Source organism: Methanoregula boonei 6A8, from assembly GCF_000017625.1.
In the GTDB taxonomy this organism is placed as follows: Archaea; Halobacteriota; Methanomicrobia; order Methanomicrobiales; family Methanospirillaceae; genus Methanoregula; species Methanoregula boonei.
In genome coordinates, this window is the sequence record NC_009712.1 from 547,160 (window position 1) to 573,475 (window position 26,316).

Annotated in this window: 27 protein-coding genes; 12 read left to right on the top strand and 15 right to left on the bottom strand. The window is 56.7% G+C overall.

Annotated elements, in window-relative coordinates:
* Positions 1-456: 456 nt before the first annotated feature.
* Complete coding sequence (locus tag MBOO_RS03000; RefSeq protein WP_012106117.1) at positions 457-840, top strand: VOC family protein; 384 nt, start codon at positions 457-459, stop codon at positions 838-840.
* Positions 841-995: 155 nt separating this feature from the next.
* On the top strand, positions 996-1,583 hold the full coding sequence (locus MBOO_RS03005) for an antibiotic biosynthesis monooxygenase (RefSeq protein ID WP_012106118.1): 588 nt from the start codon (positions 996-998) through the stop codon (positions 1,581-1,583).
* Positions 1,584-1,945: 362 nt separating this feature from the next.
* On the opposite strand, the gene MBOO_RS03010 is transcribed toward MBOO_RS03005, so the two are convergent.
* From MBOO_RS03010 to MBOO_RS14220, 13 genes are all read right to left on the bottom strand, one after another.
* Entirely contained in the window at positions 1,946-3,115 is a 1,170-nt protein-coding gene (locus MBOO_RS03010) for a TIGR04083 family peptide-modifying radical SAM enzyme (protein WP_012106119.1), read from the bottom strand.
* Between the two features lie 83 nt (positions 3,116-3,198).
* Positions 3,199-3,909 carry a DUF169 domain-containing protein gene (locus tag MBOO_RS03015; RefSeq protein WP_012106120.1) on the bottom strand — a complete coding sequence of 237 codons (711 nt, stop codon included), beginning with the start codon at positions 3,907-3,909 and terminating at the stop codon, positions 3,199-3,201.
* Positions 3,910-4,086: 177 nt separating this feature from the next.
* Positions 4,087-5,772 carry a coenzyme-B sulfoethylthiotransferase subunit alpha gene (mcrA, locus tag MBOO_RS03020; protein WP_012106121.1) on the bottom strand — a complete coding sequence of 562 codons (1,686 nt, stop codon included), beginning with the start codon at positions 5,770-5,772 and terminating at the stop codon, positions 4,087-4,089.
* Positions 5,773-5,778: 6 nt separating this feature from the next.
* A complete protein-coding gene (gene mcrG / locus MBOO_RS03025) occupies positions 5,779-6,543 on the bottom strand; it encodes a coenzyme-B sulfoethylthiotransferase subunit gamma (RefSeq protein WP_012106122.1) in 765 nt (254 codons plus the stop codon).
* A gap of 7 nt (positions 6,544-6,550) precedes the next feature.
* Positions 6,551-7,189, bottom strand: coding sequence for a methyl-coenzyme M reductase I operon protein C (mcrC, locus tag MBOO_RS03030; RefSeq protein WP_012106123.1), 639 nt, complete (start codon positions 7,187-7,189; stop codon positions 6,551-6,553).
* Positions 7,189-7,659, bottom strand: a complete 471-nt coding sequence (mcrD, locus tag MBOO_RS03035; RefSeq protein ID WP_012106124.1) for a methyl-coenzyme M reductase operon protein D — start codon at positions 7,657-7,659, stop codon at positions 7,189-7,191. The genes mcrC and mcrD overlap by 1 nt, the downstream gene beginning before the upstream one ends.
* Positions 7,660-7,676: 17 nt before the next feature.
* On the bottom strand, positions 7,677-8,990 hold the full coding sequence (mcrB, locus tag MBOO_RS03040; protein ID WP_012106125.1) for a coenzyme-B sulfoethylthiotransferase subunit beta: 1,314 nt from the start codon (positions 8,988-8,990) through the stop codon (positions 7,677-7,679).
* 385 nt (positions 8,991-9,375) lie between these two features.
* Complete coding sequence (locus MBOO_RS03045; RefSeq protein WP_012106126.1) at positions 9,376-9,834, bottom strand: hydrogenase iron-sulfur subunit; 459 nt, start codon at positions 9,832-9,834, stop codon at positions 9,376-9,378.
* Complete coding sequence (locus MBOO_RS03050; RefSeq protein WP_394295868.1) at positions 9,835-11,994, bottom strand: 4Fe-4S dicluster domain-containing protein; 2,160 nt, start codon at positions 11,992-11,994, stop codon at positions 9,835-9,837.
* A gap of 8 nt (positions 11,995-12,002) precedes the next feature.
* Positions 12,003-12,926, bottom strand: a complete 924-nt coding sequence (gene hdrB, locus MBOO_RS03055; protein WP_012106128.1) for a CoB--CoM heterodisulfide reductase subunit B — start codon at positions 12,924-12,926, stop codon at positions 12,003-12,005.
* 6 nt (positions 12,927-12,932) lie between these two features.
* Positions 12,933-13,514, bottom strand: coding sequence for a CoB--CoM heterodisulfide reductase subunit C (gene hdrC / locus MBOO_RS03060; RefSeq protein ID WP_012106129.1), 582 nt, complete (start codon positions 13,512-13,514; stop codon positions 12,933-12,935).
* 12 nt (positions 13,515-13,526) lie between these two features.
* Positions 13,527-14,699 carry a 4Fe-4S binding protein gene (locus MBOO_RS03065; protein WP_012106130.1) on the bottom strand — a complete coding sequence of 391 codons (1,173 nt, stop codon included), beginning with the start codon at positions 14,697-14,699 and terminating at the stop codon, positions 13,527-13,529.
* Between the two features lie 23 nt (positions 14,700-14,722).
* On the bottom strand, positions 14,723-14,989 hold the full coding sequence (locus MBOO_RS14220) for a 4Fe-4S dicluster domain-containing protein (RefSeq protein ID WP_012106131.1): 267 nt from the start codon (positions 14,987-14,989) through the stop codon (positions 14,723-14,725).
* A gap of 269 nt (positions 14,990-15,258) precedes the next feature.
* On the opposite strand from MBOO_RS14220, the gene fhcD reads away from it, so the two are divergent.
* From fhcD to MBOO_RS03120, 10 genes are read left to right on the top strand one after another with little or no spacing between them, the layout of a single operon-like run.
* Positions 15,259-16,143 carry a formylmethanofuran--tetrahydromethanopterin N-formyltransferase gene (fhcD, locus tag MBOO_RS03075; protein WP_012106132.1) on the top strand — a complete coding sequence of 295 codons (885 nt, stop codon included), beginning with the start codon at positions 15,259-15,261 and terminating at the stop codon, positions 16,141-16,143.
* A gap of 33 nt (positions 16,144-16,176) precedes the next feature.
* Positions 16,177-17,193, top strand: coding sequence for a hypothetical protein (locus tag MBOO_RS03080; RefSeq protein ID WP_012106133.1), 1,017 nt, complete (start codon positions 16,177-16,179; stop codon positions 17,191-17,193).
* Complete coding sequence (gene mmp11, locus MBOO_RS03085; RefSeq protein WP_012106134.1) at positions 17,177-18,073, top strand: methanogenesis marker protein 11; 897 nt, start codon at positions 17,177-17,179, stop codon at positions 18,071-18,073. Before MBOO_RS03080 ends, mmp11 begins: the two co-directional genes overlap by 17 nt.
* Positions 18,055-19,023, top strand: a complete 969-nt coding sequence (locus MBOO_RS03090) for a radical SAM protein (protein ID WP_012106135.1) — start codon at positions 18,055-18,057, stop codon at positions 19,021-19,023. Before mmp11 ends, MBOO_RS03090 begins: the two co-directional genes overlap by 19 nt.
* The gene (locus MBOO_RS03095; protein WP_012106136.1) at positions 19,020-20,291 is read left to right on the top strand and encodes a thiamine pyrophosphate-dependent enzyme; all 1,272 of its coding nucleotides are present in this window, start codon (positions 19,020-19,022) and stop codon (positions 20,289-20,291) included. Before MBOO_RS03090 ends, MBOO_RS03095 begins: the two co-directional genes overlap by 4 nt.
* Positions 20,272-21,402, top strand: coding sequence for a homocitrate synthase family protein (locus MBOO_RS03100; protein ID WP_012106137.1), 1,131 nt, complete (start codon positions 20,272-20,274; stop codon positions 21,400-21,402). Before MBOO_RS03095 ends, MBOO_RS03100 begins: the two co-directional genes overlap by 20 nt.
* Positions 21,399-22,610 carry an aconitase/3-isopropylmalate dehydratase large subunit family protein gene (locus MBOO_RS03105; RefSeq protein ID WP_012106138.1) on the top strand — a complete coding sequence of 404 codons (1,212 nt, stop codon included), beginning with the start codon at positions 21,399-21,401 and terminating at the stop codon, positions 22,608-22,610. The genes MBOO_RS03100 and MBOO_RS03105 overlap by 4 nt, the downstream gene beginning before the upstream one ends.
* Positions 22,610-23,080 (top strand): LeuD/DmdB family oxidoreductase small subunit, encoded by a 471-nt coding sequence (locus tag MBOO_RS03110; protein ID WP_012106139.1) that lies wholly within the window; start codon positions 22,610-22,612, stop codon positions 23,078-23,080. Before MBOO_RS03105 ends, MBOO_RS03110 begins: the two co-directional genes overlap by 1 nt.
* Complete coding sequence (locus MBOO_RS03115; RefSeq protein ID WP_012106140.1) at positions 23,077-23,877, top strand: DUF7714 family protein; 801 nt, start codon at positions 23,077-23,079, stop codon at positions 23,875-23,877. The genes MBOO_RS03110 and MBOO_RS03115 overlap by 4 nt, the downstream gene beginning before the upstream one ends.
* A complete protein-coding gene (locus MBOO_RS03120) occupies positions 23,874-24,851 on the top strand; it encodes an isocitrate/isopropylmalate dehydrogenase family protein (RefSeq protein ID WP_012106141.1) in 978 nt (325 codons plus the stop codon). The genes MBOO_RS03115 and MBOO_RS03120 overlap by 4 nt, the downstream gene beginning before the upstream one ends.
* Before the next feature lie 58 nt (positions 24,852-24,909).
* Here MBOO_RS03120 and MBOO_RS03125 read toward each other — a convergent pair whose 3' ends face one another.
* A complete protein-coding gene (locus tag MBOO_RS03125) occupies positions 24,910-25,266 on the bottom strand; it encodes a metal-dependent hydrolase (RefSeq protein ID WP_012106142.1) in 357 nt (118 codons plus the stop codon).
* Positions 25,267-25,533: 267 nt separating this feature from the next.
* Positions 25,534-26,016 carry a YkgJ family cysteine cluster protein gene (locus MBOO_RS03130; protein WP_012106143.1) on the bottom strand — a complete coding sequence of 161 codons (483 nt, stop codon included), beginning with the start codon at positions 26,014-26,016 and terminating at the stop codon, positions 25,534-25,536.
* Positions 26,017-26,316: the final 300 nt, after the last annotated feature.

A 26,316-nucleotide genomic window follows, 5' to 3' on the forward strand; every position in this document is an offset into this window, starting at 1 on the left:
CCAGGGAAATGGGGTATCTCCCCACTATGATCACACAAGGGGGGTGGGAGGGGGGCACCCCCCTCCCATTAGTTTCCGAAAAACGGCACCTGTTTTGCACGGCCGCGACATCTATTTCGCGTGGAATCTTCGTCGTGAATGGGAAATATTCGGATTATTTTGGAAAATCCGGATTGCCCGTTTTTTGTATTTGAAGGGGGGTGGGTGCCCCGGTTTTTTCCGGATCAGGGGGAGGGGGTACCCCCCACCCCCTCCCCCCCCTGTGATCTTTGGCACCTGTGCGGTCTCCCTCTTTTCCCGTGGCCCGGGGCCTGCCCTTCCGATATTGACCTTTTTTGTGTACACCTCTATATGGTTTATAGCGATTCTGGAAACAGTTTGTAACCCTTTCCCGGCCGGCCGTTTTCCCTTGCAGAAACCGTTGCACTCATTACCTTCCGCTCCCCACGCATTTTCATGCCAAACCTCACGCACTTCATGATCCCGGCTGACGATGTGGACCGGGCAAAACGGTTCTACGCCGCCCTCCTGAACTGGAAGATCGACCCGGTTGTTCCCTCTCGTGACCCCGGCGGGATAGCCGCGATGCAGTACCATGAGATAACGACCGGCCCGGTGGAGCCCGGTGCCCTCAACACCGGAGGGTTGTACAAACGGCACCAGAAGGAACCGATCCTCTCGTTTGTCAGGGTTGAGGATATCGAAGGCGTTGTCTCGAAGGTGGAGATGCTGGGCGGGAAGATCATGATGCCGGTATCCGAGATCCCGGGTGTTGGGCTGACCGCGATGATCCTCGATACCGAAGGGAACCTGATTGGTATCTGGACGCCGATTGAATAATTCTCTCGGGGTTTACTCTCCTCTTTTTTGGCCCGATCCGTTTCTCCCCCAAAAGAGCATTCCCCGGGGCTCACCCGTCTTCGGTCTCATCCTCCTGGAATTATGGGAGTTTTTCGGTAGGTTTATGGGAACCTCGCCGGAATATCCCGATAAAGGTGAGGAGACTGGCAGCATCTTCCAACGAACCGGTCACGGTAGTACGTATCCACTACGTAAAGGCAGGCTGCGAACCGCAGTTTGAAGCAGAACTCAGAAAATACATGGGCGCATTCACATCAATCCCGGCGAACCTCGGAATCACGATCTTCCGGCCGGGAGAGTATCATGACGGGATATACCGGCTGGTCTACAAGTTTGCGTCCCGGGATGCACTCGATGCATGGCATGCGACGCCGATATACCGTGCATGGCTGGAGACAGAAAAGACACTCACGATCGCCCCGCCCCATACAGAGGAACTCTCCGGCCTTGAGACCTGGTTTACGCTCCCCGGCCAGAACGTTCTCAGGCCGCCGACAAAGGCCCGCCAGGCCGTTGTCACCTGGATTGCCGCCCTGCCGGTCTCGATCATCATCACCCTTGTCACCGACCCGTTTCTCGATAACCAGCCATTCCTGGTCCAGAAAGTGGTTTTTATCACCCTCCTTGTGATCATCCTCACCTGGGGTGTAATGCCGCTTGCCACCCGGCTCTTTGCCCGCTGGCTCTATTCCGACAGCTACCCGCCTATGGGTTCGGACTGAAACGGGGAGATTTTGCCCGGTGTGCTATCCGCGTCCCGGTTGCAAAAATCCGCGCATAATACGCCCGGATTTCCTGCACGAGAACAAAGCGTATATCCCGGTATTAAGAGAACAAGAGAATGTGGCACATACCACAAAAAACGATAAAAGGAAGTGATTACTACGTCAAAGAAACTCAACAAGGCAGCCGCCGCGAAAAATGTGTCGGCAAATGACAAGGCTGCCCCCAAGGACTCAAAGAAGAGTGCATAACCTCCCATCATTTTCTCATTTTTATCCGGCATTTCTCGTTGGAGCAGATTCTTATCCGTTTTCACGTGGGGATCTCCGTCTCCGGGAAGACACAGATCATTTCCCGGGTGTTACCGCATTGCGTTCCTGCGCATCAGCGTCATCACGCCGGGTTTTTCCTTTTTCGCCGGCTTCTGCACGGATGGCATCCCGAATCCGCCCATCTCCATGGGTGGTGCGGCAAACATCTCCCTGTTGAGCCGGTCGCCGATCTCGTCGAATATCCGCGTATACGCCGTGCAGTGCGGGTCCACGCCCTCGATCCTGCCCGGTGTCGGGGCCATCGCGTTGTACGGGCACCCGCCCCGGCAGTACTTGATATGTTTGCATTCTGCGCAGGCCGTATCAACGTAGTCCTTGAACGCAAGCATCAGTTTTCCCGCAGGAGATTCCATCAGGGTTTCCAGAGACGGGCGGTCTGCAACATTTCCCATCACGTACTCCGGCATCCCGACAAACCGGTAGCAGGGGTAGATGCTTCCGTCGGGTCCGATGGCAAACGTGCTCCCCATGCAGTCCACGTACGTGCAGACGCTTCCCCGGCGGACAAAAACGCACCGGCAGAGATCGTTAATGTTCATTACCTCAATCTCACCCATGTGGTCGAGCGCCTGGTCGAGGAGGTACACGAGGAGTTCGCCGTACTCGGAAGGTTCCAGCGCCCACTCCTTCGGGTTCTCCGACCGGATCGAGGGAAGCGCCGGGTGCAGCTTCAGGGTGAAGCCCTTGTCGAGGAAGAATTGGAAGATCTCTTCCTTATTCTTCACCGACTTGTTCGTGAACGTGCAGATGAACCGCACATCGAGACCGTGGGCCTTTGCGATCCCGTACCCCTTCATCGTCTTCTGGTAGTACCCGTCCCCCCGCTGGGAATCGGTGATCGCCTCGGGCCCGTCGATGCTCGACCCGATTGGCACCCGGTAAGCTGCGAGGGCATCAGCGATCTCCGGGGTCATGCGCCAGAGATTGGTCTGCATCGCAAACTCCGGGTGCATCTGGGCAAGGCCGTCGGCGAGGAGAGGCAGTGCCTGGCGGTAAAAATCTGCCCCGGCAAGGAGCGGCTCCCCCCCGTGGAAGGTAAAGGTTACCCGATCCCGGGGGATATCCTGGAGCCATACCACGATCTCATGAACCGTCTCCACGCTCATGATTGGCGATCCCTCCTCGGAACTCCAGCAGTACTTGCACTTCGAGGGGCAGCCCAGCGTCGGGATGATCATCACGTGGAACGGGTTTTTCATTATGCTTTTTTCCCTTCCGCAGGGGATAAGGGTTCTCTTTCCTGCCCCCGGTAACCCGGGGCCTTTTTGCCTGATAAAAAAAGTTATTTTGAACCGGCAGCCCCGGTAACGATGGGCAGCGCGGTGACGAGCTCCGGCAGCATCTCGGCCGGGAATCCCATCACCAGTTCGTCATCGCCGATGCCGGAGAACCGTCGGGACCCGTCGCAGCCCAGCGAGAAGTTCGGCCGGCCCGAGAGAAATGGGTATGCGGTTGCATCTGCACAGACCGACTGGATACCGGCAAATTCTGCACAGATCCGCCCCCCGAGACGGAAAAGGCTGCTCTGCGCAAGCTTGAGCATGTTCCGGGGCGTTGTCACGATCACGATCACCTGCGGGGAAAACGGCGTTGTTTCCAGCGGCGCATAGAGCGTGGCATAGGTCTCACCGGTCTCCAGGTGCGGGATCCGCTCTATCGTTCGCTTGCAGGCAGCATCACTGTCAAATTTACCCAGTTTAAAATAGAATTCACCGTTCTTAAGGGTCGGCGTGATCTCCTTTAATCCCAGGGACCACGCCCCCCCGTTACAGTCATGCCGGTCAGCGGTGGCATAGAAGATCTTCTGCTCCATACGGGCCATGTTTACCATGGAACAGTGCCGGATGGTCTTGTCCAGCGCCGGGATCCCGGCCGGGATATCGGCTTTGGTGGGTGCAAACCGGATGGCAACCGGCGATCCCTTCAGGTTCAGGATCTTCTTAAGCGACTCCGAAGCCTCGTGGTAATTAACTGCTATTTTCTCGGAACTCATAACGCATCTCCTCCTCCTCCTTCCCTGCGAACGGAGTAATTACCCATATGAGCAGAACCCTAAAAAGGTGACGGAAAGGCACCGTGTAAAAACCGTGAGACTCGTATTCCTTGAGGAAATCTCCTCTTTTTGGAAGTATGCAAAAAAGAAAAAAAATTGGGTTGGGGACGATCGTGCTTACCTTGCGGGGATGATCAGCGAGCGCTCGCCAGCGGGCATAAACTCGCGGATTGCACCACGTGCAAACTCGCGGCGCGGCTCGGAGAAGTCGAACTTGAGCGACGGGTCGGCGAAGGTGATCTTCATGAGCGGGGACAGTACCCATGCGTCCTGGCGTCCGTAGTGGGCGGCGGATGCAATGGCTGCGTACTCTCCCTGGTGTCCGACGTTCATTGCGTAGTTCGGGTAGTTCGGGCCACGGAGTTCGCCCAGGCAGCCCTCGTCGGGCCGGACGGACATACAGTTCGCGGAACCGCACTGGTCCTGCAGGTCGTAGCCGAAGAAGCCGAGACGTGACCAGCCTTCCTTGTGCAGGAGCATGGACTGATACCAGGCATTGAGACCTGCATTGGAGTTGAAGGTACCAAGCGAGGCGGAGATACCGGATGCTGCTGCAAGGACGGATGCACGCTGGGAACCGCCGAAGTGGTCCTCGAGTGCAGTCGGGTACTGCTCGTACTGCTCCATACCGTAGAGCGTGACTTCGGATGCAATGTCGCTGACTGCTTCCTGGGTCAGTTTTGCCTTGCCGAGACCGCCGTGGTTCTTCTTGACATAGTCAAGACCGTAGTAGCAGTAGTCGTCAAGGATGTTGTCGGTGTATGCAGCGGTTGCATACTGGGTGAATCCGACACCGCCGGACATGTAGCTGCCCAGCCAGATCTGGTCGAAGAGCATCGCACCAGCACCGACGACCTCAAGGGTTGCCTTGACGGGGTCGTTGGGGTACTTGCGGTCGGCCTGGATCATGTCACCGAAGTGACCGAACTTGATGCCACCTGGCTCGTTCGGGCCACGGGCACGGCGGGCCGGCAGGATGTCTGCCATCTGGATGACACCGGCGTGCTTTGCGGCGAATGCAAGGTCGGAAACTGCTGCCTCACCGGCGCACATCTTGTACGCACCGATAAAGGACATACCGATCTGCATTGCGGACCACCGGGAGGTCGTTCCGCCATCGCAGGTCCTGGAGACCGTGGTCGGGATGTGGACAGCCTGCCACATGGACTTGCCGACTGCTGCCTTGAGGGCTGCTGCCTGCTTTGCCGGGAAGAGCTTGTCGAGGTTTAAGACGAACTGGGGCTCGATGTCGTCGGCCATTTCGTCGTCGCCAGTGAAGATCTTGACGTAGCAGTCATCGACGAGTGCCGGGTGGGTCTCGACCATGTGTTCCTGCACGACGGCTGCGCCGGGCATTGCATGGTTGAGCACGTGGAGGTACTCGTTAATGGTTTCAGGGGTAACTTCCTTGCCCAGGCGCTTCTGGAGGGTTCCGTGAGCAAGGTCAAGGCTGACGATGATGGTCCGGCGGATGTCGTCCCACATCTGCTGCATGGCAGCGTTGTTGACGAAGTGAAGGTCATCGCCCTCAACAAAGACGCCGGTGCCGCTGACCTCGTAGGTCATGAGCTGGCGCTGACCGAGCGGGATACCACCGCAGTGGCAGCGCTTGGGGTCGTACATGGAGATGCCGCGGTCCAGAGCGACTTTCTGGCCTTCTTTTAAGAACTCCATCTTGCGCGGGGACTGCTCGAGACCTGCACGGGCAAACACGGTTGAGGTTGCCTGGGGGTCTTCTGCAAACTTCTCCTTCATTGCCTTCAGGAAGAGCTTCTGGGTTCTCTCGATTTTTGCCTTTGCCATGTCTTATCACTCCTTTGGCATGAAGCCGTATTTTACCCTCAGCGCGTGGATGCGCTGAATGTATTCAACATACTCCGCATCGTCGCGGAAGCCGGTACCGACAAGCGAGTGGTACATCGTGGTGTGGCTCTTGAGCCACTTCTCGTCCTGTGCCTTGCCGACCTTGACTTCGGAGTCAAGGGGAACGCCGACCTGGTCCTTGACGTACTTGATCACGCCGCTCTTCTTGTCGAGGATGCAGCGCTGGAGCATATCGAACATGAGTCCGTTCTCATCGAGACGGAGGGAGTGCCCGTGCACGGTGCAGCCGCGGACGCCGGTAAGTGCCGGGTCGAAGAGCTCGGTGTTGACGAGTTCTTTTGCGTACTTCTCAAGGTCTCTCTCACGGCACTCGATGATCTGACGGCCGGAAAGGGTACCCGGGTCGATACCACGGTAGCGGTAGGACTCGAGCCAGGACCTCTGGTACGGCTGGCAGGGTGCGTTGTACATCGAGTCGGAGAACTGGATGTAGCGGACGCGGTCGCCGGCCTTTGCGCCGTCGGTCGGGGTCACGATCTTGCGGATCGGGCAGGCAGGTTCCTGCTGCTCGGACAGGGGCGGGTGGACAGCCCTGTAGGCTGAGCCGGGTGCACGGTGTCCCATGATAAGGACGAGGTCCTTGTCGGTTACATCGCGAATCTTTTCCAGCTTGTGGTTGGGGTCCAGCTGCTTGCGCCGGTTCTCGGCGACCTGCGTCTGGCCGGGACAATACTGGGGTTTGTATGCCATTGTCTAATCACTCCAATGTTGGTTCCTTCTTTTTCACGATTCTCATGACCGATGAAATGACTTCCGCCATTTTCTCTCGCGTCGGGGTCTGACCCCGGGTTACGCCGCTGATGATCGCCATCACCGTACCTTTGGTACGGATCTTGTCGGCCGGCGGCATGACCATCGCAGTCTTCACGCCCTCTTTTGCGAGATCCTCGTAATCAATCGGGGACTGGGAAACGACAATCGCCTTCACGTCACAGGCCTCAAGAACGTATCGGACCTTGGCGACAACATGGGATCGGACGTTCCCATGGTGAAGTATGGCAACCTTGTGTCTCTCAATCTGCACAATTTCCTTATCGGTAAGCCCAAAATATGCGCCGATAACCCCGCCGGCAATATTGGGGGCGTCCGGGGGGACGCCACTGCCGGCGTTCAGCACGAGCGTGCTGATACTGTATTCGACGCCCTGCTGCCGCAGCCCCGAGGTGATGTCGCACACCGGCTTGGTGACGTGGCGGCGTCCTGGGGACATCCCGACCACGATCACGTCCGGGTACCGGCATTCGGAGATGGTGCCCCTCTGGGCGAGCCCGCCTCCTTTTCCCATGCCCATCGCCTCGCGGCAGTCAACAACCTGGGTTACGCGTCCTATCGGCATTATTTGATTCCCTGAATGATAGTGGGCCTGGACTTGCTGCTTGGATCAGCAAGCCCGAGGACTGATTTATCCGCATCCGGCCCGTACTTGCAGTAATCTACAAGCGAGGGCTCGGTCTTCATGTATTTCCCTTCCTGAATACGGAAGGCAAAATGGGTAAAGACCTCTTCGCATGCGGCCTTCAGTGCCGGGATAACATCGCGGCTCTCCACCTCGAGAAGCACCGTGCCTACATGAACCTGGAGATCCATATCCTGGTCGCCTACGTGGATTGCTCTCCTCATCGAATGAGGATTGGGCATTCCTTTTGCAGGGCCATACGTAACGATAGCCGGGAGGCGGGGTCCGTTAAGGACCATGCGCCGGATACCGGGGATATCGACCAGCCTGTTAAGCAGGAGCTCGGTAGTCTCGGGATTAAGCAGCCGTTCTGTAACGATCCGGCACTGGGGGAACGTGGCTTCTGTCATTTACATCAAAATGAGGGTTATACACCCTTTGCGATGGTCTGAATCGGTCTCTTGAACGCGTCAATCTGACCGAATGTGTCCTGGTAGACCTTGGATGTGGCCTCGGGGCCAAACATCTGGGTGCCTGCATCAAGGGCGCATGCTGCGACGATACAGGGCATACCGACACCGGCTGCGTGACGGGTAACGACGTGGTTACCGTTGAATCCACCGGGGCCGCCACCGCCGTAGATCGAGTGGCTGAAGAATGAGAATCCGACTGCTACACCCATTGCACGGCCGAAGTCAGAGCCGGGCAGGCCGGTCTCGTGCTCGAGCAGGTCGTTGAAGTAGAGCAGGGTTGCGGATACTGCCTGGGCAAACCGTCCCGCACCACAGTTGACCATGGTTGCGGCAAGGGTACCTGCCGAGGCGTAGGCGTTCCACAGCATCGGGTCCTTGGTGTCGTAGAAGATATAGCCGCTCTTGCCCTTCTTGCCTGCCTTGATGACCTTGTCCTCAATGGCACGCTCGACGAGGCTCTGCACGACAGTACCGATGGTACCGGTCTTGCCGTTCTTCTTGACGAGGTCGTAGACGATGTTGTTTGCGTTTAAGCCCTGGTATGCGTAGAGCAGGAGCTGTGCACGCTCGAACGGGCCGATTGCTGCGCCCATCTCGAACTCTCCGGCCTGCTCAAAGGTAGCCGAAAGTGCTGCACCCTGCATTGCATTCCGGTGGGTCATCATGACCGCGTGGTTGGCCGGGATGTTACGGAGTGCATAGCCGAGACCTTCGTTGTTCTGGGGGATGGACAGGATAGAAACGACGTTGCCGCCCTGCATGTCCATGGTCTGCGGGTAGGTACCCCAGACTGCACCCTTGACATAGGAACCATCGAACATGTTGACCTTGTACTGGTCAATCAGTGCGTAGGTGGTTGCGGATGCCACAGAGGTCGAGGTTGCATCGTAGGTTGCTGATGCGTTGATACGTGAAGACGGGACTTCAACGAGAAGCATCTTTCCGCCGCCGATCTTGGTGATCTTGGTGTTGTCACCGTCGGTGACCTGGATCATGTCCTTGATCTTGGCTGAAATTGCGTCGGCATCCTTGACAATGCTGTAGTTCAGGCCACGGCCGAGAATCTGGTTGGACTTGCCGCCCATCTTTCCGGTCTTGAGTGCTTCCTCGATACCGCCGAGGTTGACTGCCACGGTCCTCTTGGTGAGGTCGATAAGCTCAAGCGCTCCCTTGTTGGTCAGCGGGCTGATCTTATCGATCGTGACGTTGCTCTTTAAGAGCTTACCCTCATCGTCGTAGAGGTCAATCGTATCCTTGTATTTTGCCATGTTTAATTCCTCCAAATAGGATTGTAATTGCTGTACCGTACAGTATCTGAACGCTGGTAGTCACTAACAGGAGTCACTGATAATGAATGAGAGTCGCTATTGCACGTCCCCTAAATTGGGACATTGATTAATTCCCAATTTCGGCTTATAAGTATTCCGCTTTTATCTCCGAGGATTATTTTATAGAAATTCAACAATATTACATAAAATGGAAGGAATGTTCAAATATTACATATATCTGGGCTTTCCTTTTTTTACGCAGTATTACTAAAATCAGAAAATGTATCACTTCATCGCATAAAAACAAAAAAATGCACCTGTTTTCCGGTGCGCTTCTTATAAAAAATATTGGGTGTTGACAGGGTTTTGCAAAGGCTGTTGGGGATTATTGCTGGTTTTCCGTAATCGGGCTCGGACCGAGCTCATTGATCGTCTTTACGACGTCGGTGATAACCTTTCCCCATTTTGCACCTTCCGATGCAGAGACAAAGGTCATACGGAACCGGCGGTCGTCAAGGCCGATGCTCTTCATCAGCCTCTTGACCATGAACATTCTCTTTGCTGCCTTGTAGTTGCCTTCAAGGTAGTGGCAGTCCCCGAAGTGGCATCCGGATATGAGAACACCGTCTGCCCCATCGGCAAATGCCTTGAGGACAAAGAGTGCATCGAACCGTCCAGTGCACATCACACGGATGATACGTACATCGGGCGGGTACTGGATACGCCCCCCACCGGCAAGATCTGCTCCTGCATAGGAGCACCAGTTACAGACCATGCCGAGGATCTTGGGCTGCCAGAAACCGGGCCCACGCTTGGGGATAGGGAAATCTCCTGGTGCAGACATTTACTGCTCACCTCCGAGCAGGAATGCATCGATCTGTGCAACGATCTGCGGGGTGGTAAAGTGCTGCATCCAGATGGCCCCACCGGGGCAGAACCCTCCACAGGTACCGCAACCCTTGCATTTGGCCTCGGTGACCTGCATGACGGTTCTCCCGTCCTTCTCGACAAGAGAAAGGGCACTGTACGGGCAGAGATTCACGCACATGCCGCAGCCTGCGCACTTCTCTTCGATACACATGGCAAAGTACGGCTCGAGTTCGACTTCTCCCATGTGGATCGGGATACTTGCAGCCGACGCCGCACCTTCTGCCTGTGCTACCGTGTCAGGGATATCCTTGGGGCCCTGGCAGACACCGGCGAGGAAGACACCGGCGGTGGTGGTTCCGCAGGGGTTGAGTTTCGGGTGGGCTTCAAGCAGCCATCCGTCCATGGAACAGGAGACACCGAAGAGTTTCCTGGTCCGGTTGGTGTCTTCTTTGGGCTGGATTGCTGCTGCGAGCACGACGAGATCGACTTCCATGTCGACCGGGCGGTCGAGCAGGGTGTCGTCCGCGTAGACGTGCAGGTTCTTGGTTTTGGGATCCTCAAGGATGTTTGCCACACGGCCGCGGATGAACTTCGCGCCTTCGTCCTGGATGCGGTAGTAGAACTCTTCGTACATCTTACCGAATGACCGGATATCCATGTAGAAGATGTAGGGAATCGCGCCGGGGATCTTTTCAGTGATCTGGTGGGCGTGCTTCAGTGAGTACATGCAGCAGAACCGGGAACAGTACGGCTTGCCGATACCCGTGTTGTCACGCGACCCTGCACAGAGTACAAAGGCGATCCGTTTAGGGGTCTCGCCATCGCTCGGGCGGACAAGGTGGCCGCCGGTCGGGCCGGATGCGCAGATAAGGCGCTCGAACTCAAGGCTGGTGATAACGTTCTCGTACCGCTTGTATCCCCATTCTTCTTTCTTCTCGATGGGGAAGATATCGTACCCGGTAGCGAGGATGACCGTTCCGACCTTGACCTTGATAAACTCGTCTTTCATCTCGAGGTCAATGGCACGCTTCTCGGGACCGCACGCGGTCACGCAGAGGCCGCATTTGACACACGTATTGAAGTCGATCGTGTAGATCAGAGGGACGACCTGCGGGTGGTTGATGTAGATCGCTTTTCTCGGCTTCATGCCGATTTCAAACTCGTTGGGCTTGACTACCGGGCAGACTGTATCACAGTCACCGCAGCCGTTGCAGCCGCCGCCCACAATACCCCTGGCTTCCGCTTCCTTGGGGGTCATCACGCCACGGGCCTTCTTTCTGATGGTGACATCGAAGTTGCCGATGTACCCTTCGACTTCGTGGACTTCAGACCAGGTCATGAGCTCGATCTTGTCGCTCCTGCCGACATCCACCATTTTCGGGGTTAAGATACACTGCGAGCAGTCGAGTGTCGGGAAGGTCTTATCGAGCTGGGACATGCGCCCGCCGATACTCATATCGGATTCGATGAGGTAGGTCTTGATCCCTGCTGCCGCAAGGTCAAGGGCTGCCTGCATACCGCCGACACCGGCGCCGACGACCATCGCGGTCTTCTCGACCGGCACGGACTTCGGGTAGAGATCCTGGAGGAGTGCAGCCTTTGCAACAGCAATACGGACTGCGTCCTTTGCCTTTTCGGTGGAACCCTCACGGTCGTGCATGTGCACCCATGAGTTCTGGTCACGGATGTTGGCCATCTCGAACCGGAAGGGGTTTAAGCCTGCATCCTTGGTTGCCGTCCGGAAGGTCGGCTCGTGGAGACGCGGGGTGCATGCAGCGACAACGACGCCGGTCAGCTTGTGTTCATGGACTGCCTTACTGATGACGGTCTGCCCGGGCATTGAGCACATGTACTTATAATTGTCAACATAGGCCACATTGGGGATGGTCTTGGCATATTCCTCGACTGCCGGAATATCCATTGACCCGGCAATGTTGGTACCGCAGTGGCAGATGAAAACACCGATCCGGGCCTCCTGCTTTGTGGTTGAGCCTGCTGCCGCTGGTGCACTGGCAGCTGCTGCCGGTGCGGGAGCCTGCTTCTTGACTTCCTGTTTCACGGGAGCCTCCTTTTTGGTATCCTGCTTCTTGGTTTCGGTCTTTTTAGCAGTAGTTTTCTTCTTTTCAACCATCATTCCCACCTCTAGAGCACCTTCTGCAGGAATGGTTCACAGCTGATCGCGTGCAGGTCAAGCCCGAGTTCCTGCGGGCTCATTCCCTGTGCAAGGCCGAGCAGTTCGGCGAAGTGCAGCACGGGCAGGCCGTAACTGACACCGAACTTCTCCTGGATCTCGATCTGGCCGCGGTCGAACTGGAGCTGGCAGAACGGACAGATATCCGTAAGAGCGTCCACCTTTACCTCTTTGAGGTTGATCAGCTTTTCGTTGGTGATATCCAGCGAGTGGACAATGTCGTATCCGCGGACACCGCCGCCGGCACCGCAGCACTGCATCTTGTTGCGGTACTCGACCGGGGTTGCGCCAAGGGCTGCAACCAGTTCTTCCATCCAGACCGGGTGCTCGGTGTTTAACATGACCTCTTTCTCGAACTCACGGTCCTTGTGAGGCTTGGTGAGGTGGCAGCCGTAGTGGACGGCGATACGGGCACCGGTCAGGGGGTTGACAACCGTATCCTTGATCTTTGCGACACCGGCATACTTGTCGTTGTAGAGAAGTTCGGCGAGATGATAGACGTTGATGGTGCCCTTGAACTCCATGTCTACTTCCTTGAGCACTTCGTTGACGCCGTCGCGGAGATCCTGATTGTGCTTGAGCTTGTGGTTGACTTCCCAGATTGATTTGTAGCAGCCGTTGCAGACCAGTGCGATATCGGTCTTCATCTGCTCGGCGAGCACGAGGTTGCGTGCTGCCATCGCATAGAAGACATTCAGGTCAATGGAACCGAAGGCACCGGGGGCAGGGCAGCAGCTTGCACCCTTGAGGGGGACAAGGTCGATGCCCAGTTTCTTGCAACCCTTGATGGCTGCAGATTCCACGCCCGGGTACCGGTTGGGTGCAATGCAGCCAAGGTATAATGCGAACGTGTGGTTTGCTTTAGATTCAGACATGCTCCCTTATCCCTCCCTTTCCTTGATGATCCGGTCCGCATTTTCCTTGAGATGATAGTGGTCAAGGATCTTCCGGATTGCGGGCATGTACTCAGGGTACATGTGGGTGGTCGGCGGGTCCCGGGTCAGGCCGAGTTTCTCGCGGGCTGCACGGTTGACATCGTTGTTTGGCACACCGTGGCCGGAGGCATAGATTGCCGTTACTGTCTTGAGGAAGTTTACCGGTATAATATCGTGGGTGAATGCCATATTCCTCATGGACATGATAACATCGGTCGGTGCAATATCCCGCGGGCACCGGTCGGTGCAGCTGTAGCAGGTTGTGCAGAGCCAGAGATCAGGGTCGGTGAGCGCCTCGGTTTCAAAGCCAAGGACTGCCCTCCGCATAAACTTGCGGATCCGGTAGGTGCTTCGGGGTGCTGACGGGCACGAGCCGGTGCAGGTACCACACTGGTAGCACATATGGGCAATAGTGCGTGATGAAGCCTCAACCCTCTTCATAAAATCGGCAGTCGAGTCTTCACGGTAGTAGCGCTGATCGTGGAGTTTCTTCTCCAGCGCTTCCGGGTAACCTTTTGTTCTTACCATATTCGTCCTCCCTCACGCCTTCTCCATCAGTTTTATTCCGACCTGTCCGGCAACGCTTTCCTTAACCTTGGAGGTCCTCTTGGTGAAGAGCTTGTCCTTGATCTTCCTGAAGAGATCCGTCTCCTTGCCTTTTGTGCGGATACCTGTCCGCTTGAGGATAATGATGTCTTCACCGGGGCAGGCATTCACGCAGGCACCACAGAGGATGCAGTAATCCTTGTTGACTGCAATGCTTGCCTCGATATGGTGTCCCATTTCTGCTGCCGGCTTCTCGCTCGGGAGATAGATGGCGTTTGCCGGGCAGATCTCGGCACAGGTCGAACAGCCGCCGGGGCATTTCTCGGCGTGGAATTCGATATCGCCCTCAAAGATCTTCTCGACTGTGATGGCCTCGCTCGGGCAGTTCCGGGAGCACCAGGTGCAGGTGCAGCAGTTGTCCTGGACAATGCTGACCTTGCCGTCAAGCTTATCGGAAACAATCTCGCGTTCAACGGTGATGCATTCCTGGGGGCAGGCCTCCACGCACACCTTGCAGGCGTCGCACTTGGTTTCGTCCCAGATTACATCGCCCTCGACTTTTCCGATCTCAGCTGTATATTCCTTGTGCTTGACCCTGATGGCAGGACAAAGAGCACCGCAGATGCCACACGTGGTGCATTTTTCTTTGTCTACGGTAAAAGTGGTCTTTGCCTTGAGTGCGGTCTGGCGGTCCTTTGCCCCGGCAACCGGTCCCTTGTAGGTCCCTTCGTAGGCCGGGACATTCCGGTCGATTGCATCACGCGGGCAGACCTCTTCACAGATCGTGCACCTTACGCACTTTTCTTCGTTGATCTCTGCCTTCATGTCGTACTGCGGGAATCCCTCTTTTTCTAAGATTGGAAGCCGCTCCTGATTGTCGACTTTCAGAGTCAGTGCATTGAACGGGCACATGATCACGCAGACTCCGCAGTACGAGCACTTGGTCTCGTCTACATCGATGGGAGTTGCGTAATTGATGGCACCACGGCGGGATGCACCGACCAGTCCGAGGACAATTGCCTCCTCTGGGCAGGCGTCGACGCAGATACCGCATCCCGTGCAGGTCTCTGAATTCAGAATCAGGTTGTTCACGTTCTGGAGGAGCCGCTGCTCCATCACAACGTTGACACCATCCCTCTTTTTGGAAAACTTTGGAAACAATGCCATGAAATAACCCTCACGCTGTTCCTCTATTGCACCTTTGCCTTTGCTCTGGTCTCCCAGGGCCCTGTCAGCCTGATATTATCATGCGGACACATCTGGACGCATACCCTGCATCTGGCAGGGAGCACCTCGTTACAGCCCGGGAGCGTCGGTACACTCTCCCGGACGGTGCAGATAGGTTCGGTTTGCTCCGGAACTACCGGATGCAGTTCCAGCGCGTCCACAGGACATGCAACAACACAATTGCTACAGCCGGTGCGGTGGTAGGTCTTGATCTGCACAGCAAATACCATAATCACACACCCGCTATGATCGATTATAGAATCGATTATCAAAAGAGTGGTGGAAGTATCTAGATAAATGTTCTGAAATATATCGCTGTAACCCGGTCTTTTTATTATTTTTTTTTAATTTTTGTTTATATGCATCCTTACCCGGTTAATTACAATTGGTATACATTCACGGTGGGTTCCGGTGCGCTCTTAGTAATCCCGTACAATCAAATGAGAAAATTTATTCCTGATTATCAAGGTACCTTTGGTAAACCTGAGGTTTTGATTCTATGGAAATCAACGGCGTAACAATTGACGATACCTATGCGGAGGCATTCCCCACCTGGGTCTGCCGGGTGATCATCACCGCAGTGACAAAGGACTGGGCTCTTAAGGCGGCAACAGAAGCAACCGGGTTTGCGACATCTGCGATTGGCTGCCCGTGCGAAGCCGGCATCGAAAGCATCCTTTCCGGCAGTGAGACCCCCGATGGAAGGCCGGGCGTTTCGATCCTTATCTGCGCAAGCAAGAAAAAACTCAAGGAACAGGTTGTTGAACGCCTTGCCGAGTGCGTCCTGACGGCCCCCACGACCGCAGTCTTTAACGGCATCACCGACGCTGAGGAAAAAATCCCGGTCAAGCTGCATTTCTTTGGTGACGGGTATGAGTACCAGAAAGAAGTAGGCGGAAGGAAATGCTGGGTTATCCCGATCATGAACGGCGAATATGTCGGTGAAGAGGAATTCGGCATCGTGAAAGGCGTTGCCGGTGGCAACTTCTTTATCATGGGCGAGAACCAGATGGCCGCCCTTGTGGCAGCCGAGGCCGCCGTAGATGCAATTGATGAGGTCAAAGGAGTTATCACCAGTTTCCCCGGTGGGATCGTGGCGAGCGGCTCCAAGGTAGGCAGCCTGAAGTACAAGTTCATGCCCGCATCAACAAACGAGAAGTACTGCCCCACGCTCCGTGAGAAAGTGGCAGATACCAAGATCCCGGCAGGTGTCAAAGCTGTATACGAGATTGTGATCGATGGCGTTGACGAAAAGAGTGTTGCCGCGGCGATGGGTGCCGGTGTCAGGGCAGCAGTCAAGGTGCCGGGAGTGAAGTTTATCTCGGCCGGCAACTTCGGCGGGAGCCTTGGGCCGTTCAAGATCGAGCTTTTCAAGGTTATTTAACCCCCTTTTTTTCGTGAAAATTTTCTCTCACTCATGGAATCTTATAAATATTTTATTGCCGAATCATCTGTTAACGAAAATTTCGGCGATAATATGATCATACTTACACCCGGCGATGTGAAGCAGCGGTTCGGTCCGCTCTTCTCAAAGAAATTTCTGGTGATGGTTGATGAGACGGCCGGGCGGGCCGAGATCCTTGAGCAGTGTCATGCCCGGGGTACCATTGAGTGGGATGCCATGAACCGTTCCCGTGCCGGAGGTGCCGTGGCAGCGTGTGCCGTTGAGGGAAGCACGATGACCATCCAGGCACGGCTTGGGCGATACCCGGTCAATTTCGGGGCTGCTGCCGGCACGATTGGCGGACAGGCACTTGAAGCGGTGGAAGTGAACGGTGATGAAGTGATAACCACGTGGGCAGGAATCGCCGGTGCCGGTGTAGGAATCGCAGCCTGCCTCCCCCAGGCCCCGGGGGTAATCCGGGCTGAATACCCAAGTGAGGATGATCTCAAGGTCGGGGGAGCCCGGACCAACCATGTCCGGATTGTCTCACCCCTATACGAGAAGGTATCGTTTGGCATTGATGATACAGATACAAAACAGGAGGGTGCCACATGGGTGATGGCCTTAAAGTGTGCGGAGGCCTGTCTCCTTGAAGGAGTGGAGTTCCTTGATATGCGCCTGATCCAGCTCAATCCAGCCGTCCCCCATAAAACCACGAACTGTGTCGGGTCCGCTCTTAATTTTGCTGCCCGGCCGGGAAGTATCGGAGCACTTCGCGAATTTGTCTGCACGTTTGTGGAAGAGCATACGTTTTCCAAAGACACCGGTATTGCATTCTCCCGAGGGATCAGGACCGGGCAGGAGTCACCCTTCCATGCGGCCATCAAAACCGAGATCCTTACTGTGCAAAAGGCCGAAGAAGAGGCACAGCGGCTCGGCATTGAATTTCTCGATCACAATGGCAGAAAGGGACGGATCGGGGCGCTCGGTGCAGTGCTCTGGGCGGACCGGGGAATCGAAGCGGCGGGACTGTATGGTGAACATCTCTGATCCCTATGTGATCCGCTACCCGCAGATCGTTGCGGTAGCGGATGAGTCCGGAAGCAGCGTTGAACTTGTCGAGTTCTTCGATTGTATCGGGGGGGCGATGTGGACCCAGCACCACTATGCCAAGAGCCCTCTGGTTACCGGCGTCCGGTGCGTGGGCTCCTCTACCCGGTTCCTGCTCCGGCCAGGTACTGTGGATCTTGCGCTCGAAGGATCCCGGTTCCCGGCCGGAATCTCCGGGGTCTCGGTTACCGGGGACGAGATCGCGGTGACCTATATCGGTATGGGTGGTGGTGGTGTCGGGGCAACCAGCTGCCGTGCAGCGGCACGGGGCGTGCTCCGGGAACAGTGCGATCCATCCGGCGGAGGAAAAGTGGCGAGTGCCACGCTTTGGCTGCCCCGCCGGCAGCGGCTCCTGATCGGTGTGGATGATACGGATACTGCTGAGGCGGGGGCCACATGGACCCTTGTCCACAATATCGCACGGGCCGTGGAGGATGAACAATCCGCATATCTCTCTCATACGATAGTCCAGCTCTTCCCGGTAGCGTACCGGACCAAGAACTGCGTAAGCCTGGTAACTGAGTTTGCCACCACCGAACCGGAACGTCTTATCGAACGGTTCAGGGAACTGCTCCAGAAGTACACCCTCTCACAAAAGACCGGCATGGCAGTTTATACCGGTTTCTCTCCTTCAGATGAACTCGTGGAATACGGGAGGAGCGTAAAACGGGGCGAAGTGGCGCCGGATCGCGTGCAGAATATCAGGGATCCCCGTCTCCGTATCGTCATGAACGGTCGGGGGATTACGGGAGCAGTTGCGGCCCTGCCATTCTTTACCCGGTACGAGGAGGCACTGGAACTATGCAGTGGGAAGAACTAAAGGCACAGCTGCTCGAAGCCGGCTCTGCCCGGCTGAGCGGCGAACCCGCGGAAGATTATATTGCCCAGTCTACCGCAGGGCCGGGAGCCGGAGGAAAAGGGGCGGTCTTCTTTACTATGGGCAGCCACCGGGTCAAGTTTGCGATCAATCCCACATCACCCATCGAAATTGTCCACCGGGGAAATGGTGTTGCCGATCTCTATTTCGGGGAACGCCAGATCCCGGGAAATCTCCTGCGGCCGGGGCTTCACTGTCCTGACCAGGCATTTATCACGGTCACCGAGGGCTGTATTTTTTCCTGTCGCTACTGCTCCGTTCCTCAGATGCCGGCGCGACGCAAGACCGTGGAAGAGATCATGGGGCTGGTAGAATCGGTCCGGCACCGCATCAGTGCTATCTCTCTTACCAGCGGTGTAATGGGAAGCATTGAGGAGGAAGAGGCCTATGTCTGCGAGGTGATTGATCACCTGCGGTTCTTTAGCCTGCCTATAGGGGTGTCCGTTTACCCGACTGACCAGACCCCGGGGAGGCTTCGTGCCCTTGGTGTGGCAGAGGTAAAGTTCAACATTGAGACGGCCACCCCGGATCTCTTTGCAAAGATCTGTCCCGGGCTCGATTACAATCATGTCTGGCAGGTCCTTGACCGGTCCGTGGAACTCTTTGGGAAAGGCAGGGTCTTTTCCAATGTCATCGTCGGGCTTGGAGAGACAGATGCAGAGATGGAGGCCTGCATCAACCAGCTCGCCTCACACGGAGTGATCCCGGTGCTCCGGCCGCTCAACCCAGTTGCAGGTTGTGCCGGGATGCCCCGGCCGCCCGCTGACCGGCTCCGGCGGCTCTTCAGTATCCACCGCCAGGCCCTTGCCCGGGCTGGACTTGACACTGCCGGGGCCCTTACCATGTGTACAACCTGTGCAGGCTGCGATCTCGTGCCCGGGAGGGACGAATGAAGGGGACCGAGGCGCTTGCCGCGGCCATATCCTCCGGGACGGACCGGCAGTATACCGTCCCGGGGTATCCTATCACGGAACTTGGTGCATTGACCGGGGCCGAGCTGGTCATAAACGAGAAGACGGCCCTCGAATATGCGCTGGGCGATTCCCTTGCCGGACGGCGCGCAGCAGTGATTGTAAAGCATGTGGGGATGAATGCCTGCGCCGATCCGCTTGTCCAGGCAACGGTACAGGGTATCCGGGGGGGTGTCCTCCTTGTGGCCGGTGACGATCCCGAGTCAAAAGGCTCCCAGACCGCGCAGGACTCCCGGTATTACGGGGAACTGGCGGAACTCCCCGTGATCGAACCCGATGAGAATACCTGTTTTACCGGCGTTGAAGCAGCGCTTACTGCATCAGAGACATTCTCCCGGGTGGCCCTGCTCCGGCTCACCCCGCATCTGCTGGATGCGGAGGTTGACGGCGAGCCCGTTCCCCGAAACAACAAAAGCGGGAGAATTGCCGATCCGGCCCTGACCATGCACGGCAGGGCCACCGCTGCAAACGAGATCTACCGGGCGATGTTTGCCTGGTCGGACGTTTCGCCCCTGAACCGGTGGAAAGGTGGCACTCTGGGTGCCGGATCTGCCCCGGGTGACTCCCGGATTGTAACGGTCAATCCGGTTTCCTCCCGGGCAAGGGAGATTTCTGAAATTCATGAGATCGGAAGGCCCTTTGTCCGGGATCACCGCACCGTGGCAGCACCCGGTCCGCAGGGAAAACCGGAATCCCGGAATGATCGGGGGTTCAGCCGGACATTCTGCATAACCTGTCCCTACCTTCCCCTGTTGCGGCTCTTAAAGGAGCGGGGAATGCAGGTGATCTGCGATGCCGGCTGCTCCGTTTTCAGCCTGAATCCTCCCTACGAGCTGGGTCTTGCGAGCTATGGCATGGGTGCAAGTATCGCCGTTGCAGCCCGGAGTACGCATGTAGCGCTGATCGGGGACTACGCCCTTCTTCACTCGGGCATCAACGCCCTTATCGATGTCTATGAAAAGAGGCGTCCTCTTCTCTGCATCGTGATGAAGAATCACTGCGCCGCCATGACCGGAGGCCAGACGGTCAGCGATCCTGTTCCCTATATTCGCTGGGCTGACCCGGTGGTCTGCCCGGCAGGAGATGAACACCGGCTCCGTGAGGTGATCCGGGCTCCGGATGCGCCGATGACCGTTGTCGTGGAAGCAGACTGCCCCAAAGGAGCACACCATGAAACCGTGGAATGTTGAGATCTGTGACGTAACATTGAGAGACGGGGAGCAGACACCGGGCGTGTCGTTCTCCTGCGAAGAGAAAGTGGACATTGCCCGGACCCTGGATCGTATCGGGATAGAAGTGATCGAGGCCGGGTTCCCCGCCGTTTCCGAAAATGAAAAGAAGTGCGTAAAGACCATAGCCGGCCTTGGGCTGGATTCACGGATCTGCGGCTTTGCACGGGCAAAAAAAGAGGATATTGCAACGGCGATCGATTGCGGTGTGGACATGGTCTCCATCTTCATCCCGACATCGGATCTCCACGTCAGGGTGAAGTTCAAAAAGCCCCGGGAAAATGTGCTTGAGGATGCCCTGGCGATGATCGATTTCGCCCGGGATCAGGGGGTGGCCGTACGGTTTGCCGCTGAGGATGCATCACGGACCGATGCGGCTTTTCTCAAGGAGGTCTATGGAAAGGCGGCTGATCACGGGGCCGTCCTGCTCAGTTTTGCCGATACGGTGGGTTGCCTGATCCCGGACGAGATGCGCACGATTATGACCGATCTTGTCTCTTCGGTTGACCGGCCGTTCTGTGCCCACTGCCACAATGATATGGGCTGCGCCGTTGCAAACACGATCACGGCGGCACAGGCAGGGGCCTTCCAGCTTCATACCACGGTAAACGGTATCGGGGAACGTTCGGGCAATGCTTCTTTAGAAGAGGTCCTGGTTATCCTGCGGACCAAGGGAGGCATAGACCGGTACGATCTCTCACATCTCACTGCCCTCTCCCGAAAGGTGGAAAAGTATTCCGGGATTGCTCTCCCGAAAAACAAGCCGGTGACCGGGGAACTTGCCTTCTCCCATGAGAGTGGGATCCATATCGCCGCGATCTTAGAGGATCCTGCGACTTACGAGTACTTCCTCCCTGACATGGTAGGCAGCGAGCGGCACTTCATCCTTGGGAAACACACCGGAAGAAAAGCGCTTGAGCATGTGCTCTCATCTCTGGGTGAAAACCTTTCCGAGACCCAGGTCTGCCGGGTTCTCGACCTTGTCAAGGAACATTCAGAACAGAAATGCAATATCACGCCGGAGATTCTCCGGAAGCTGATCCGGCAGGCACAAAGGGAGGTTTCGTCATGAGTACCTTGTCTGAACGGATTCTTGGTGCTGCCGCAGGTGAATATGTTGACCGGAAGGTTGACCGGGCCTATGCCCACGACGGAACCGGTGTCCTTGCCCTGGAAGCCTGGAAAGAGATGGGAAGAGACCGGATGGGAAAGGAGACCGGATATTATATCCAGTTCGATCATATCGCCCCGGCCAATAATGGCCTTACTGCAACCCTCCAGCATGAACTGCGAAATTTTGCAAAGCGCTCATCCATGCATTTCTCTGATGTCGGGTGCGGTATCTGCCACCAGCTGATGGCTGAAGGGGAGGTCCTGCCCGGCGAGATCGCGGTCGGGGCGGACTCGCACACCGTTATGCTGGGGGCATTCGGGGCGTTTGCGACCGGTGTGGGGGCAACCGACATGGCGGCAATCTGGCTGACCGGGGAGACCTGGTTTCGGGTCCCCGAATCTGTGGGTATCCACCTGACCGGGAATCTGACCGGTGCCGCTGAAGCAAAAGACCTTGCGCTTGCCTACGTGGGAAAACTCGGTACTGACGGCGCAACCTACCAGGCGCTGGAATTTATCGGTGAAGGGGTACGTCATCTCTCCATGGATGAACGGTTTGTCCTCTCGAATCTCTCGGTTGAGGCCGGGGCAAAGGCCGGGCTTTTTTATGCTGATGAGGTGACCCTCCGTTACCTCAAGGAGCACGGACTGGATACGGTAAGTCAGGAATATGAGTCATGTTCGTACTGCCGGGAGCTTGATTTTGATCTCACCGACATCGTACCGCTGGTATCCGTCCCGCACCGGGTGGACACCGTCAAACCCGCGGACGCCGTTGCCGGCGTGCCTCTTGACCAGGTCTTTGTCGGGACCTGCACGAACGGGCGGTACTCCGATCTTGCCCGGTTTGCCCGGCTTGTGAAGGGAAAGAAAGTGGCGGTCCGGACCCTTGTTGTCCCGGCATCGGCAGCAATCCTGGAAAAGGCAATCCGTACCGGGGTGCTTGCAGATATCGTTGCGGCAGGGTGCACCATTGGAACACCGGGATGCGGCCCCTGTCTTGGCTACCACATGGGCGTGCTTGGCGAAGGAGAGATCTGTCTCTCGACTGCCAACCGGAATTTCAAGAACCGCATGGGCGTAGGCGCTGAGATTTACCTGGGCTCTGTTGCTACTGCAGCGGCGAGCGCCCTTGTCGGGGAGATCGCGTCACCTGAGGTGGGATAATGCAGGGAAAAGGACCTGCCATATGCCTGCCGGGAGATATCGATACCGATCTCGTGATCGCCGGCCGGTACCTGCGGACCAAGGACAAGAGTGTATGGGCAACTCATGTACTCGAGGATCTCGACCCCACGCTTGCACCCCGGCTCAAGGGTGCAGTTATTGTTGCGGGTAAAAATTTCGGGTGCGGGTCCTCCCGGGAGCAGGCAGCCTTTGCCCTCAGGGAAGCCGGCGTCATCGCGATCATTGCCCCCTCATTTGGCCGTATCTTCTTCCGGAACGCAATTAACATCGGCCTTCCTCTCATCGAATCAACACTAACCTGCACAGAAGGGACACCGGTGGCATTTGATCTTTCTGCGGGATGGGTTGATACTGAGGGAAAAAGGCATGCGATCCGCCCGTTGTCCGCCCGTATGCAGGAGATCCTCGAGGCTGGTGGCCTTGTGGAGTACTGGAGGGCTCACCAGTGATCTTTCCCGAACACTGTAAGTTTGTGGGGGTTGCCGCAGAAAAGCCCTGTGGAGACCGGGTCTATGTCCTGAGCCGGTATCTCCTGCGGGAGACTGAAGGCGGGTACGAACTCCTCGAAGTGGTCCTTGACCCGGCACAAGACCGCGTCATGCGGGAGATCATTTCGTCGCGGGTACTGGCAACACCTGCAGAGATCTTTTCTTACCCGGAAAAGGTGCAGCTCAACGACAGGACCCGGCTCGTGCGGCTTGCACAGGAAAGCGGGTATCGCTGCACGGTTTTTACCGGCCTTGAGGAGAATATGACCTTTGTTCTCGATCCCGATCTCTCGGGATTTCTCACCCTCCATGTCTATGATGTTCTCCCTCCCCGGCCAACGCTTTCGGCGAGCCTTAAGGAAATGGAGGCACTTGGTCTCTTTGGGGAACTATCAGTGATCTTCGATCACCATATCCGCGATATCACCACCGTGCCGGCGGATGTCTATCCCTGCCGGGCTGCCGGGTACACAAGGACACTGGATGCCGATCCTCTGCGGGGCGGCGAACGGGTGGCCGGGTGTCTTACGGCACAACAGTTCTGCACGGAATGTTATGGTACTGACTTTACGCTCGAAAACATCTGTCCTCTTGAGCAGATAGCAGAAGAACCCTTTATTGCCCGGTGCTGCCGGGCCGAGCGCGAAGGTGTGGGTACCTGGAACGGGAAGTTCGGGGCGATCGTACACTGGGGCGCGAGCCCTGCCAAGATCGCCCGCTCGGTACAGGAAGTGGTCAGCCGGTGGAGTGCCCGATGACGCGGATCGCGATTGTTGAAGGTGACGGGATCGGCCATGAGGTGATCCCGGTAGCACATCAGGCGCTCGAACTGCTCCATCCCGAGTATGATTACTTCCCGGTGGATGTCGGGTACGGGCGCTGGGAGCAAACCGGCTGTCCCTGTGCCGATGCCGATATCGCGGCCTTGAAAACTGCCGATGCTGTTCTCTTTGGGGCCGTCACGACCCCTCCTATGAGGGATTATCAGAGCGTTGTCCTGCGGATCAGGAAGGCCCTCGACCTGTACGCAAACCTGCGGCCGGTGAAAAGCGACGGTTTTGATATCCTGATCGTACGTGAGAATACCGAGGGGATGTACTCGGGGATTGAGGAGATCGGCCCGGATCGGGCAACAACGCTGCGGGTGGTAAGCCGGACGGGTACCGAGAGGATTGTGCGGGCCGCGATCCGGTGCGCCGGGCAGCGCCGGGGGAAACTGACCATCGGGCACAAGGCGAACGTGCTCAAATCCGATGTCTTTTTCCGGGACATCTGTATAGCGGAGGCACAGAACGCCGGGGTTGAATATAATGACAAATATATCGACGCCCTTGGCCTTGACATCCTCCAGCATCCCGGCGCATACGATGTGGTTGTAACCACGAACATATTCGGCGACATCATCTCGGATGTCTCCTCGTACCTTGTCGGGGGACTGGGCCTGGTGCCGAGCGCCAATATCGGCGACCGGTATGCACTCTTTGAACCGGTGCATGGCAGCGCCCCGGATATTGCCGGTAAGAACATCGCAAACCCCATTGCGGCCTTACGGAGCGCGGCAATGCTTCTTGCCCACATCGGGGATCAGGAAGGTGCCGAGCGGATTGAATCCGCCATAGGTACCGTCATTTCTTCTGGTATCCTGACCCGGGATATCGGGGGATCGGCCGGGACATGGGAGTTTGGCGAAGCAGTCCTCAAAGCTCTGGGAAATTGCCCGGTTGGCCGCTGAGCCATTGTACGGGAAAAATCCCCTTTTTTTAAGCAGATATCCGGATGTAATCCCGTGATCATGCCGGAAGTCCCCGTCTGGTCAGTGAATCTGCACAGAGATGGAGCAGGTACCCAAGGGTAAACGCGGATAGGGCATAGATTACGGTCCGGTACGGAATCTCCGGCAGTAAAAACAGCAGTGCGGCAAGGCAGAACACCGCTGCCGACCCTGTTAATGCCCGTTTGCTGTGGAAGAATCCCCGGTGCCGCGAACTTGTGGGTCTCTCCAGCAGGTCTGGCATCAGCGAACCGGTGAAAACAGCACATAACCCAAGGAACACCAGCCCCGGGGACATCCCGTACAGCTGGCTTTCCAGCCCGGCATAGAGACAGAATGCCAGGACTCCGATTGCAAGATGTACGCCTCTTCTCATTGCAAGAGATCTTCCTCTAATTGGGCGTTAATAAACGCCCGCCGGGTGCCGTGAAAGTAGGTGCCGTCACACGCTGCCCCCCTGCCGTCAATGGGCATTGCCGGTTTTGTATAAACCTGCATACAGTTTATTTGCCTGTGATAGGGGAAATCGCATCCCCTGAAAAAACAACCGTGAGATTGGGGTTTTTGAAGATCATAGTGGGTAAGACAAGGGAAAAAACCGGGACCGGAAAGAGGAGATTCTGGAAACGGGCGGAGTGTGTGCCTACCGTACCACACGGTATCCTGCACGGGAAAATACTTCTTCTACGTGTGCTTCCCATGCAGACTCACTTGGGATATCCACGCCTGCCACTTCCTGCCTCCAGATCCCGTGGAGGCCGGCATCCTGTGTGGAGAGAACGCGTGACCGGTCCGGAACCTTTCCGCAGGGGACGCCCTCCCTGTCGAGAATAAGAACACGGAAACAGTCATACTGGCGGCAGAGATCGGGGCGGGTTCCATGAACCGTGCAGCAGGCCTCGTGCGGTTTGTGGAACCTGAGGAACGGGCAGGCCATCGGGCGGATTGCCATGATATCCTGCGTGCAGAAGAGATCTGCCTTATCCGGGTCAAGGGTAACCCTCCGTTCCTCACCGGTGACGGAGAACCGGATCCGGAACCTCACCGGATCGATCCGCTCTTCGATCCCGATGATCTCTCCCATGTAACTGCAGCATTCGCCGCACTGCTGACACCGGAATGCCATTGAGGGTCGCCCTTTTTAGTGAGTGTGGCGGGGACAGGGATTAAGATGGTGAAATGAATGCGGGAATGATCCCCTCCGTATGGTTCCATTACGGTGATCCTGTGATTCGCGTGGATCCTCATGGAGCAGGTGTGTTGTTTGCGGACGAGGGGGGTAGGGGGTACCCCCCCACCCGTTTTAATATGAGAGTGAGGTCACCCCCACCCTGCAGTTGCGGACTCGGCCGGGGTTTCCCTTTCAGACCATCCGTCTCCAAAGATCCAATCCGTAAATTATACAACCGATCCGGTTCGATTATTG